Annotated in this window: 11 protein-coding genes; all 11 read left to right on the forward strand. The window is 66.8% G+C overall.

From position 1 onward, the window contains the following. Positions 1–49 precede the first annotated feature (49 nt). Positions 50–1,399, forward strand: coding sequence for an ABC transporter substrate-binding protein (locus J7I89_RS09395; protein ID WP_214969367.1), 1,350 nt, complete (start codon positions 50–52; stop codon positions 1,397–1,399). 12 nt (positions 1,400–1,411) lie between these two features. Next, the gene (locus J7I89_RS09400) at positions 1,412–2,461 is read left to right on the forward strand and encodes an ABC transporter permease subunit (protein WP_214969369.1); all 1,050 of its coding nucleotides are present in this window, start codon (positions 1,412–1,414) and stop codon (positions 2,459–2,461) included. Then, on the forward strand, positions 2,458–3,378 hold the full coding sequence (locus J7I89_RS09405) for a carbohydrate ABC transporter permease (RefSeq protein WP_214969371.1): 921 nt from the start codon (positions 2,458–2,460) through the stop codon (positions 3,376–3,378). Before J7I89_RS09400 ends, J7I89_RS09405 begins: the two co-directional genes overlap by 4 nt. Before the next feature lies 1 nt (position 3,379). After that, complete coding sequence (locus J7I89_RS09410) at positions 3,380–4,228, forward strand: sugar phosphate isomerase/epimerase (RefSeq protein WP_214969373.1); 849 nt, start codon at positions 3,380–3,382, stop codon at positions 4,226–4,228. An 11-nt stretch (positions 4,229–4,239) separates the two neighbouring features. After that, positions 4,240–5,436: a Gfo/Idh/MocA family protein gene (locus J7I89_RS09415; protein WP_214969598.1), complete on the forward strand. Its 1,197-nt coding sequence runs from the start codon at positions 4,240–4,242 to the stop codon at positions 5,434–5,436. Next, positions 5,433–6,341, forward strand: coding sequence for a sugar phosphate isomerase/epimerase (locus J7I89_RS09420; RefSeq protein ID WP_214969375.1), 909 nt, complete (start codon positions 5,433–5,435; stop codon positions 6,339–6,341). The genes J7I89_RS09415 and J7I89_RS09420 overlap by 4 nt, the downstream gene beginning before the upstream one ends. Positions 6,342–6,505: 164 nt before the next feature. Continuing rightward, positions 6,506–7,549, forward strand: coding sequence for a LacI family DNA-binding transcriptional regulator (locus J7I89_RS09425; protein ID WP_214969377.1), 1,044 nt, complete (start codon positions 6,506–6,508; stop codon positions 7,547–7,549). Between the two features lie 174 nt (positions 7,550–7,723). Then, positions 7,724–9,124 (forward strand): glucuronate isomerase, encoded by a 1,401-nt coding sequence (uxaC, locus tag J7I89_RS09430; protein WP_214969379.1) that lies wholly within the window; start codon positions 7,724–7,726, stop codon positions 9,122–9,124. After that, entirely contained in the window at positions 9,121–10,572 is a 1,452-nt protein-coding gene (locus J7I89_RS09435; RefSeq protein WP_251045104.1) for a mannitol dehydrogenase family protein, read from the forward strand. Before uxaC ends, J7I89_RS09435 begins: the two co-directional genes overlap by 4 nt. A 75-nt stretch (positions 10,573–10,647) precedes the next feature. Next, entirely contained in the window at positions 10,648–11,877 is a 1,230-nt protein-coding gene (gene manD / locus J7I89_RS09440) for a D-mannonate dehydratase ManD (protein WP_214969381.1), read from the forward strand. After that, positions 11,867–12,496: a gluconokinase gene (locus J7I89_RS09445; protein ID WP_214969383.1), complete on the forward strand. Its 630-nt coding sequence runs from the start codon at positions 11,867–11,869 to the stop codon at positions 12,494–12,496. The genes manD and J7I89_RS09445 overlap by 11 nt, the downstream gene beginning before the upstream one ends. Positions 12,497–12,624: the final 128 nt, after the last annotated feature.

Raw genomic sequence — 12,624 nt, forward strand, 5'->3', positions numbered from 1 at the left:
TGTGACGCAGCACACGACCGTAGCCTGCGGGGTATCCGAGGAGGAAACAATGAAGTTTGCATCGTCAGCCAGGTTGGCGGCCGTTATGACAGCGGCAGCCGTGGCATTGACTGCCTGCGGAGGCGGCGGAAGCGACTCGGGGGGAGCCGTTGACGGCAAGGGCAAGAAGCTGAGTGTGCTGGTGGGCGTCAACGCCCACTACTCGGCCCAGCAGAAGGAATGGTTCAGCGATATCGGGGCTAAGTTCAAGGCGCAGACAGGCGCTGACATTGAATTCGAGACGTTCGCCTCGGCCAATGACGAACTGACCCGCATTCAAACCTCCGTCGTATCGGGGCAGGGGCCTGACGTCTACAGCCTCGGCACTACGTTTACGCCCACCGCCTATGCCACCCAGGCTTTCGTGACCCTGTCTGACGACGACTGGAAGAAGGTGGGCGGCAAGGACAGGTTCAACCCCGCCGCCCTCGGCATTTCCGGCCCCGACGCGGAGCACCAGGCGGGCATTCCGTTCGTCAGCCGTCCGTTCGTCATGGCCTACAACAAAGAACTGCTGGCAGCCGCCGGAATCGAGAAGCCCGCCACCACGTGGGACGAACTGGCCCAGCAGGCGAAGAAGCTCACCAACCCGGCAACCGGGACCTATGGCCTGGCCACCGGGTACAAGGACAACTTCGATCCCTGGAAGTTCATCTGGGCCATGTCAGTCCAGGCCGGCAATCCGCTGGTGGACGGCAAGACCCTGAAGCTTGACGACCCGTCCGTGAAGAAGGCGTACGAAACGTACTTCGGCTGGCTCACGAAGGACAAGGTTGTGGATCCCAGCGCCGTCGGTTGGAGCAACAGCAACGCCGTGGCCGCCTTTGCCGCCGGCAAGTCCGGTTACCTCATGATGACCACGTCAAGCTCCGTCCCGACCCTTGAAAAGTCGGCCGTGGCAGGGAAGTACGCCTACGCCACCATGCCGACGACGGCTCCCGGAGAGGCTGCCCCGAAGGGCGACGGCGATAAGGCCGCCAGCATCCTTTCCGGCGACAACGTGGTGGTGGCGGACTACTCAAAGCAGAAGGACCTCGCCTTCGCTTACATCAAGCTCATCACCTCCAAGGAAGAGCAGCTGAACTACCAGAAGATCTTCGGTGACCTGCCCGCAAATGCCGAGGCCCTGAAGTCCCTGACCGATCCCAAGCTGAAGCCGGTGGTGGATGCCGCGGGCAAATCGAAGGCCACTCCGTTCACGGGGGCGTGGGGCGACATTCAGCTGGCCCTGCTCAACGTCACCGTCCAGTCGGTTCCGGACCTCTCGAACGGTTCCGTTGACGAATCCGGACTCCTGAACCGCATCGAGGACGCACAGACCAAAGGGCAAGCATCCCTCGACCGGGCCGCGAAGTCCTAGGCAGGAATTCCAATGACCACCGATTCCTTCAAGGACCTGAGGACCGCGCCGCGGCCGCCTGCAGCGTTACCGCAAACGGCCGGGGCTGACCTGCCCTCGGGGCACGGCGCCGGCGCAACACCGGGGCACGACGGCCCGGCCAGGCCGCAGCGCAAGCCGGCCCGGCGCAAGGGGCTCAGCGAGCGGAACCGCCCGCTGTGGATGCTGATTCCCGGCGGCCTGCTGATGCTCGTCATCATTGTGGTGCCGCTGCTGCTCGGCATTTTCATGTCCGCGTTGAGCCTGGACCAATACACGCTGCGCAAGTGGGTCAGTGCACCGTTCATCGGGGTGGAGAACTTCGTGGAGGCGCTGACCGCCTCACCGCTGCTTCATTCGGTCTGGCTCAGCGTGAGCTACTCCCTGATCGCCATGGTGGTCACCCTGCCGTTGGGCATTGCCGCCGCCGTCGCAACGCAGAACGCCTTCAGGGGCCGGGCGGTGGTCCGCTCTATCTTCCTGGTGCCGTACGTGCTGCCGTCCTTCGTGGTGGCTACGGTCTGGCGGACCATGTTCCAGCCGGACGGGGTCATCGATTCGGCCCTGGGCTCGGTCGGAATCGACGCCGGGCTGTGGCTCAACGGCCCGCAGACATTCTGGACGCTGGTCCTTGTCCAGATCTGGGCCTCGTGGCCGTTCATCTACCTGCTGGCCCTCTCCGGTCTGCAGTCCGTGGACCATGAGGTCCACGAGGCCTCGGCCCTGGACGGCGCACTGTGGTGGAACAAGCTCCGCTACGTCGTCTTCCCGTACCTGAAAGGACCGCTGGCGCTGGCGTTCCTGATCGGCATGCTGCACCACATCAACAACTTCACGCTGCCGTTCGTCCTGTTCGGCGTTCCCGCACCGGCCGACGTCGAGGTCCTCCCGATCCTGACGTACGTTACGAGTTTCCAAAGTTTCCGCTTCGGGCTCAGCGCGGCAATGGCGTTCGTGTCGCTGGTGCTGATTGCGATCCCGTTGTTCATCTACCTGCGCGCCGTGAAACTCGACGACGCCGAGACCCCCGGAGGCAAGAAGTGACAGCTACCGCCACAGCCGAAAGGACCAGCGCGGCCCAGTCATTCCGTCCCGGTTCCAAGCGCCAGCACGAGGTGACCAGGCTGCTGCCCGGCCCCCTGCTGGCGGGCATCCTGGTGTTCCTCTGCGCCCTCGTCCTGATTCCGGTGGCCTACATCTTCCTGGCCTCCGTGAACTCGGACATCGGCGTCGCCAACGGCGAATTCCTGCCGTCCACCTTCTCGCTGGAGAACTACGGCAAGATCTGGTCCAGCGTCGGCCTCGCCACGGGCCTGGCGAACAGCGTCGTCGTGGCGGGAATGACAGCCGTTGTCTCGGCCGCCCTCTCGATCGCCACGGCCTACGTGCTGGTCCGCTACCAGTTCCGCGGACGGCTGACCGCATTGCGCGGGCTGCTGGCTCTGCAGTCCGTACCGGGAACCCTCATGGTGCTGCCGGTGTTCGTCCTGTTCTCGTCATCGGCAAGTTACCTGGGCGTTCAGGTGATCGGGACGCAGTGGGGCCTGTTCATCACCTACCTGACCTTTGCGATGCCGTTCTCCACGTGGGTCATGGTCACCTACCTGCGCGGCCTTCCGCGGGAGCTGGAGGAAGCGGCCCGGATCGACGGGGCCAGCAACGTCGGGGTGCTCGTTCGGATCATCCTTCCGCTCAGCTGGCCCGGGATCGTGGTGTCCGGAATCTTCGCCTTCCTCCTGGGGTGGAACGACGTCCTGTTCGCCTCGGTGATGACCCGGCCGGAAAGCCAGACAGCCGCCGTCGCGCTCCAGGTCTTCGGTGCCTCGCAGGAAGGCGGCGCGATCCCGTTGTATGGCCAGATGATGGCGGCCTCGCTCGTGTGCGCGGCCCCGGTGGTCATCCTTTACCTCATTTTCCAGCGATACCTAGTAGGCGGACTCACCGCCGGAGGAGTCAAATAGCATGACCGGATCGAAAACTGTTGAGTGGACGCTTTCAGGCTTCGGAGACGAGATCGACGACGACCCCGTGATTCAGATCGCGGTGCTGCAGGCCCTGGGGGCCAACCACATTGAAGTCCGCAGCGCGTGGGGCACCAACATCGTGGATCTCGACGGCGATCAACTGGACCGCCTCAAAGCGTTGCTCGACGCTGCGGGCATGTCGGTCTCGGCGATCGCGTCCCCGATCGGCAAGGTTGACGTGTCATTGCCCGTGGCGCACGAGGTGGAGCGGCTCCGGCGCGCGGCCAACGCGGCCAGGGTCCTGGATGCCCGCTACATCCGCATCTTTTCTTTCTACTACGGCGGGGACGTGGCCGTTGAAAGCATCCGGGACGACGTCATGGAGCGCATGCGCGCCCTGGCCGCCGTCGCCGAAGAGAGCGGCGTGATCCTGCTGCACGAGAACGAGAAGGACATCTTCGGCGATATCCCGGAACGCGTCCTGGACATCATCGAAACGGTCGGGTCGCCGGCACTTAAGGTGGCCTGGGACGCAGCCAACTTTGTCCAGGTCGGCGTGAAGCCTTTCGACGAGGCATACGCCAAGCTACGCCCGCACCTTGAGTATCTTCAGGTGAAGGACGCGCGCTTCGAGGATTCCTCCGTGGTGCCCGCGGGGGAGGGCGACGGCGACCTGCTGCGCACGGTCGAGGCGCTTAAGGCGGACGGCTACACCGGCTACGCGAGCCTTGAACCGCACCTCGCCGGAGCCCACGGCCTGGGCGGATTCTCCGGACCGACTGCCTTCGGCATCGCTGCCCGGGCGTTTGCCAAGGTGCTGAACGAAGCAGGAGTTGGAGCCAAGTGAGCAAGGACGACATGAGCACGAATACCCAAGTTTCCCCAACGCAGCTTCGCGTGGCGATCGCCGGCTGCGGCGTCATCGGCCGGACGCACGCTGCAGCCGTGCGGGAGTTGCCGGAACTGCTGGTCACAGCCCTCATCGATGAAGTCGCCGAGGCGTCTGAGGCCCTGGCGGCCTGGGTCGAGGAAGACGGGACGCCGCGGCCTGCGACGTTCCGCACGCTCGCCGGTGCCCTAGCCGGTTCGGCGGTGGATCTGGTGATCATCGCCACGCCGAGCGGGCTCCACATCGAGCAGGCACTGGAAGTCCTCGAGGCCGGCAAGCACGTGGTGATAGAGAAACCGCTGGACGTCAGCCTGGACCGTGCGAACGAGATCCTGGCCGCGGCCGCGGAAGCGGAAGCCAAGGGCCTCGTGGCGAGCGTGATCAGCCAGCACCGCTTCGATCCCGCAAGCAGGGCCGTCGACAAGGCCCGGCGGGCCGGCCGGTTCGGACGGCTGACCTCCGCCATCGCCTCTGTCAGCTGGTGGCGGAGCCAGGGCTATTACGACTCCGGTGCCTGGCGCGGTACCTGGGCCATGGACGGCGGCGGTGCCGTCATGAACCAGGGCGTCCACACCGTTGACCTGCTCCTGTGGTTCCTCGGCCGCCCCGTTGAGATCAGCGCCAAGACCGCACTTCTGGCGCACGACGGCCTTGAAGTCGAGGACACCGCGGTGGCAACAGTGACCTTTGAATCGGGCGCGCTCGCCGTGCTGCACGCCACTACGGCCGCCTATCCGGGCCTGACGGTGCGGCTGCAGGTGATGGGCACTAAGGGGTCCGCCGTGGTCGACAACGACCACCTCGAGTACTTCCACGCCGCGGACGCCGCGGACAATGCGGAAAGCAGCATGGGCCTGCTCGGCGGCGGCAACCAGGCGGCCGACGAACTTGCCAAATACCCCGAGGAGCGGGTGGAGGCCCTGGACCCGACCGTGTACCCGGCCGGCCACGTCAGGCAGTACCGCGACATCGTGGAGGCAATCAGGCAGGGTCGCCCCGCTGGCGTCACCATCCGGGACGCCGTCACGGCGCTGGCGACGGTGCGGGCCCTTTACCTCTCGTCAACGCTCGGGCAGCCCGTGCGGATAGCCGACGTCCTGGACGGAAAGTACAACGACACCGAGGTGCGGACCGGCAGCGGCCACCTCGAGGAGGTTCCGGCATGAAGTTCTCGGTGTTCACTGCCTCCACCCCGGAGTGGTCTCCCGCGGAGGCCGCCGCACAGTTGTCCGCCCAGGGCTGGGACGGCATCGAATGGCGGGTCACGGACCAGCCGGAAGCCGCCGAGCCTGGCTTCTGGGCAGGCAACCGCGCCACCTGGCCCATGACGGGGCTGGAAGATCTCCTTCCGGAGATCGCCCGGATCACCGCGGACGCCGGCCTGGAATTCTCGGGGCTGGGAGGCTACGCCCCCTGCGACAACCACGACGACGTCGAACGCATGCTTGCGGCCACGGCCGCCTTGGGTGCGCGGCAGGTCCGGGTCAACGTCCTGCCGCTGGGGAATTCGACCAAGGGCGGACAGGAAGCCAGCGGACGGCCGTACCCTGAGCTGTTCGCCGAGACCCGGGAACACTATGAATGGGTCGCGTCGCGGGCGGCACACCATGGGGTGAAGGCTCTCGTGGAGCTCCACCACGGGACTGTCACGGCCTCGGCGTCGTCCGCACGCCGGCTTCTTGACGGGCTGGACCCACAGCACGTGGGCGTCATCCACGACCTTGGGAACCTGCTCATTGAGGGCTGGGAGTCTCCGCTCCCGGCACTGCAGCTCCTGGGCCCCTACCTTGCCCACGTTCACGTGAAAAATGCCCGCTGGGTCCGCAGCTCCGGCCGCGACGAGGCAGGCGGTGCCGTGTGGCAGAGCGAGTGGGCCCCGCTGGCCGAGGGGCAGGGCAGCGTCCTGGGCTACTTCCGGGCCCTGGCAGATGCAGGTTACGACGGCTGGGCCACCGTCGAGGATTTCTCCACCGAAGTCCCGCTGGCCGGCCGCACCGCCGGCAACCTGCACTACCTGCGCCGGGCCGCCGAGCTGGCCGGAATTCCGGTCGGCACGGGAGCTGCCGCCTAGAGGCCGGCTCAACGGAACTGTGCAGTGCGTCAGCCGGTTGCCGGTGGCAGCGGGTATGCGCCCGGGAAATCCCGCGTCGCGCCCGGCTGAATCCGGCAACCGGCTGCCTTGGCGTAGGATCGGCACGTCAGACAGCACCGCAGCACGGAACGGGCCTCCTCACCATGGCGAAGACTTCCAAAACGGCCGGCAGCAAGGCCACCATCTATGACATCGCCAAACTGGCCGGCGTCAATCCGTCAACGGTTTCCCGGGCCCTCGGCAAGCCGGGCCGCGTCAGCGCCAAGACCCAGAAGCTTGTCGAGGATGCCGCAGCGGAGTTGAACTACAGCGTGAATCCCTTCGCCAGGGCGCTTCCAACCGGCCGGACCAACACGTTCGGCCTCATCGTCTCGGACATCACCAACCCCATCTACTTCGACATCATCCGCGGAGCGGAGGCCGCGGCCTCCCTGAGCGGCTTCACCATGGTCCTGGCGGAGTCGGCCGAATCCGCGGACACCGAACTGACAGTCGCCCGGCGGATGCTCCCCGCGACCGATGGGGTCATCCTGGCCAGCCCGCGCATGCCCGATTCCCGGATCCGCGAACTCGCCGAAGGCAAGCCGGTGGTGGTCATCAACCGCAGCGTCGAAGGCATCGGATCAGTCGTGCCCGACGTCGATCCCGGCATCGGCGAGGCCGTCCGGCACCTCGCCGCGAACGGCCACCGCAAGCTGGCCTTCGTTGGCGGACCGAAGCAGTCGTGGATGGCCGCGCGGCGCTGGGAGAGCTTCCGGGCGGCCTGCGAGTGGTCCCATCTGGTCTCCGTGCTGCTGCCGGCGGCTTCGCCCACGCTCGACGGCGGACGCCGCGCCGCCCGCGAGGTGATCGGCTCCGGGGCAACCTCGGCCCTCTGCTACAACGACCTGCTGGCCATCGGCCTGATGCGGGAGCTCCAGGCGGCGTCGGTCAAGGTTCCGGACGAATTCAGCATTATCGGATTCGACAACATCTTCGGCTCGGACTTCACCACGCCGCAGCTCTCCACCATCGCCTCGCCCCTGCGCGAATGCGGTGCCGCCGCACTGGAACTGCTGCTGGCAGCGCTGCCGGACACGGCAGCCGCAACCGGCAAACCCGCGCCGTCGGCCCGGCCGCTGGAGCTGCGGACCACCCTCGTGGCGCGGGGCTCAAGCGGGCGCCTGCTGGCCTCCAGCACCGGCTGAGCCCACACCCTGCCCAACTAGGTAGCAGTAGGTGTCGTTATGGAGCCCCATAACGACACCTACTGCTACCTAGTTGGGAACTATCGTCCCCGCAACGGCACTGACTCTGGCAATGCGATGGCAAGTTTTGGCAACCGGTTGACAAAAAGTTGCCGGAACGCCGATTATTGATCCATGTCACAGTCGATCGCCGTCAACCCAGACAGGCTCCTGCCCGCCGACCCGGGAACGCGCAGCATCGCGCGCTCGCTGCTGGGCCGGGTCCAGGACCTCCCCATCCTCTCCCCGCACGGGCACGTTGACGCCGCCGTCATCGAGCAGAACACCCCCTTCCCGGATCCTGCAGCGCTCCTCGTGAGTCCCGACCACTACGTCACCCGGCTGATTCATGCGTCCGGCGTGCCGTTCGAGCAACTGCGTGCGGGCGGCAATACGGGGCCGCGCGACGTCTGGCGGGCGTTCTGCAGGGCTTGGCCGCTGTTTGAAGGAACAGCCTCCGGATACTGGCTGCGGACCCAGCTCGTGAGTGTTTTCGGTGTGGATGCCGAGCTGAGTGCCGAAGCCGCCGACGCCAGCTATGACGCCATCGCTGCACGGCTTGCCGAGCCCGGCTTCCGGCCGCGGGAACTGTTTAAGGACTTCAATATCGAAGTGCTCGCAACCACCGATGATCCCCTTGACTCGCTGGCAAGCCACACGGCGATCACTGCGGATCCCACGTTCCACGGCCGCGTCCTGCCCACGTTCCGCCCCGACGCCTACCTCGACATTGCCCATCCTGCCTGGGCCGGCAACGTCGAGCGCCTGATTGCTGAAGCCGGTGACGGAACGGACGGCTATGCCGGCTACATCACGGCCCTCGAAAACCGGCGCCGCCACTTCGTGGAGCACGGTGCCGTGTCCGCGGACCATGGCGTCAGGACCCCGGCAACACTCAAACTTGATGCGGCCGGGGCGGCACGGCTGTTCGATCTCGCCCGCGCCGGCCAGGCCACGCCGGCGGACCGCGACGCGTTCGAAGCCCACATGATGTACCAGATGGCGCGGATGTCGGTGGAGGACGGGCTCGTCATGACCATCCACCCCGGATCCTTCCGCAACCACCACGAGCCCACCTTCAAGGCCTTCGGCGCCGATACCGGCCACGACATACCCGTCGCCACCAACTACACGGAGGCGATCCGCCCCCTGCTGCAGGACTTCGGCACCGCGAAGGACTTCCATCTGGTGCTGTTCACTCTTGATGAGACTGTGTTTTCCCGGGAGCTCGCGCCCCTGGCAGGCTTCTACCCGGCGGTCTACCTCGGCGCACCGTGGTGGTTCCTGGACGCCCCCGACGCCATGCTCCGGTTCCGCTCGGCGGTCACCGAAACCGCTGGCTTCTACCGGTCCTCCGGATTCATCGACGACACGCGGGCGTTCTGCTCCATCCCGGCCAGGCATGACGCCTCCCGCCGGATCGAAGCGTCCTTCCTTGCGCGCCTCGTCGCCGAGCACCGCATCAGCGAAGCTCGCGCGCATGAACTGATCGTCGACGTCGTTGACGGTTCGCCGCGGCGGGTCTTCAAACTATGAGTGCCCAAATGTATGCCGGTTCGTCCAAGGACACGCGGCGTCCGGAACTCCCGCGGCTCACCCGCTCCGTCAAGCCCGCGGAGGCGGCCCCGATCCGCATCGTGCACCTCGGGCTGGGCGCCTTCCACCGCTCTCATCAGGCCTGGTACACCCAGCACGCGGGCGACTCCTCCGAGTGGGGCATCGCGTCATTCACCGGCAGGCGCCCGGACGCCGCGGCGGGATTGTCGGAGCAGGACGGCCTGTACACGCTGGTGGAACGCGCCGACGGCGGAGACAGCTTCGAGGTGATCACCAGCATTGTCGAGGCTGCGGACGGCGGCGACGTCGGCCGGCTGGCTGAGCTGATCGCCGCGCGACGGACCGCCGTCGTGACGCTGACCGTCACTGAAGCTGCCTACGGGCTCGGGTCGGACGGCCATCTGGATTCCACCGCGCCGGCGATCGCGGCGGACCTCAGGCTACTCGCGGCGGGATCGGCGACGGGGCGTTTTCCGGCAACGCCGCTCGGCCGGCTGGTACTCGCCCTGGCAGCCCGCCGCGGATCCGGTGCCGGGCCGCTCGCGGTGGTTTGTTGCGACAATCTTGCCCACAACGGGAAGGTCGCCCGGCAGGCGGTGCTGGGAATGGCGGAGGCTTTCGACGCCGAACTGGCGGCCTGGATCCGGGCCAACATCAGCTTCGTGAGTACGTCCGTGGACCGGATCACGCCCCGGACCACCGACGCCGACCTTGTCGCCGTCGCGTCCGCCTGCGGCTACCGCGACGAGTCGCCCGTGGTCACCGAGCCCTTCCGTGACTGGGTGCTCAGCGGGGCTTTCCCTGCGGGCAGGCCACGCTGGGAGGATGCCGGAGCCACCTTCGTGGATGACATTGAGCCGTTCGAAAACCGAAAGCTCTGGCTTCTCAACGGAGCCCACTCGCTCTTGGCCTATGCCGGTCAATTGCGCGGCCACACGACGGTTGCGCAGGCGCTGGCCGATCCGGGCTGCCGGGAGGCCGTGGAGGCGTTTTGGGATGAGGCGGCGGCCCATTTGACGGGCGCCGACTTGAGGATCGGGGACTACCGGGCCGCGCTGCTGGCACGTTTCGGCAATGCCCGCATAGCGCACAACCTGGCCCAGATCGCCATGGACGGGAGCACCAAACTGCGGCTGCGGGCCGTGCCCGTGCTGCGTGCGGAACGGGCCGCGGGGCGCACCGGCGCGGCGGCTGCGCGCATGATCGCGGCCTGGATGGACTACACACGGCTGGACTTTCCGGGCGCGGGCGACAAACTTGCCGACCCGCTGGCTGCAGACGTGCAGGCGGCGAGCACTCTCCCGGGCACCCGGCGGATCGCCACGCTCCTGGGGCTGCTTGGCCCCGGACTGGGGGAGGACGCTGCCGTGGTCTCGCTCATTGAAAGCCTCTGCGGAACGCTCACGGAGCCGGCTGTCCCTGCCTAGCTTTTCAGGCCTCAAAGCCGCACACGGCGCCCAACCCACTGAACCCCTGAACCAGTCCCTCCGAAAGGACCTGTTGTGAAAATCATTGCCGCGGAAGTGTTCGTGACGAGCCCCTCTCGTAATTTCGTGACGTTGCGGATCACCACCGAGGACGGGGTGACCGGGATCGGGGATGCAACGTTGAACGGGCGTGAGTTGGCGGTGGCGGCGTATTTGAAGGAGCATGTTGCGCAGCTGCTGATCGGGAAGGATCCGCACCGGATCGAGGATACCTGGCAGTTCCTGTACCGGTCTTCGTATTGGCGGCGGGGTCCGGTGACGATGGCCGCGATCGCGGCGGTGGACATGGCGTTGTGGGATATCAAGGGCAAGTTGGCCGGGATGCCGGTGTATCAGTTGCTTGGGGGTGCGTCGCGGAACGGTTTGCGGGCGTACGGGCACGCCTCGGGTGCGGATATTCCGTCGTTGTTTGATTCGGTCCGGGAGCACCTGGAGCTCGGCTACAAGTCGGTCCGCATCCAGACGGCGGTGCCGGGGATCAAGGCGGTGTACGGGGTGGCCGCGCAGGCGCAGGCCTCGGGGGAGCGGTATGACTACGAGCCGGCCGGGCGCGGGGCGTTCCCGGTGGAGGAGGACTGGGACACCCGGGCCTATCTGCGGCACCTGCCCACGGTGTTCGAGGCGGTGCGGAACGAGTTCGGCCCGGAGCTGCCGCTGCTGCACGACGGGCACCACCGGATGACCCCGATCCAGGCGGCGAAGCTGGGCAAGGCGCTGGAGCCGTATGACCTGTTCTGGCTGGAGGACTGCACCCCGGCCGAAAACCAGGAGGCGCTGCGCCTGGTCCGCCAGCACACCACCACCCCGCTGGCCATCGGTGAAATCTTCAACACCGTGTATGACTATCAGACGATCATCAAGGAACAGCTGATCGATTACGTCCGGGCCGCCTCGACGCACTTCGGCGGGATCTCGCCGCTGAAGAAGGTGATGGATTTCGCCGCGCAGTACCAGATCAAGTCCGGCTTCCACGGCCCCACGGATATCTCCCCGGTGGGGTTCGCCGCGCAGCTGCACGTGGGCCTGGCGATCCATAACTACGGCATCCAAGAATACATGCAGCACTCCGACAAGACCAACGAGGTGTTCGAGCAGTCCATGACGTTCACCGACGGGTACCTGCACCCGGGGGATAAGCCGGGCATCGGCGTCGAATTCAACGAGGAAGCCGCCGCGGCCTACCCCTACCAGCAGGCCTACCTGCCCTATAACCGCCTCGTCGACGGCACCGTCCATGACTGGTGAACCACAACAGGTGACGGGCCACGACGCACCCGCAGCGCCGGCAGCACCGGCAGCACTTGGCGGCACCGAAGGATCCGCCCGGCCCCAGGTGGTTGTCATGGGCGTTTCCGGCTGCGGCAAGACCACCATCGGTGACCTCGTAGCCCACGGACTGGGCCTGAGGTTCCTCGACGGGGATTCCCTGCACCCCGTGGAAAACGTCACCAAGATGGCCGCCGGTACGCCGCTGACCGACGAGGACCGCTGGCCCTGGCTGGGCATCGTGGGCGGCGAACTGGCCTCCGCCGGTCCGGACGGGCTGGTTCTCGCCTGCTCGGCCCTGCGCCGCAGTTACCGGGACGCCATCCGGGCCCAGGCGCCGGACACGGTTTTCCTGCACCTGCACGGCAGCAAAGAGGTCCTGGGCTCCCGGCTGGAGGGCCGAAGCGGCCACTTCATGCCGGCGGCCCTGCTGGAATCCCAGCTCGCCACGCTGGAGCCGCTCGGCGCCGACGAACCTGGCGTCGTCGTCGATATCGCCGCACCGGTTGCTGACGTGGTGAGCGACGCGCTGGAGGGCCTGGCCCGCCTTCGTTCCGTTTCGGCTGGCCGGAGCGCCGGCAAGCCGCGGGCGGCATAGGCCGCACCATCCACGAATTCGCTACGGTTCCGGCCCGGCGACTCGAATTCGGACGGGCGCTACGGGAATCCCCGTAGCGCCCGTCCGTTTCCGCAGCGCGGTGCAATCTGCCAGTGCCCCGCCGCACG

Source organism: Arthrobacter sp. ISL-5 (assembly GCF_018613835.1).
GTDB lineage: Bacteria > Actinomycetota > Actinomycetes > Actinomycetales > Micrococcaceae > Arthrobacter.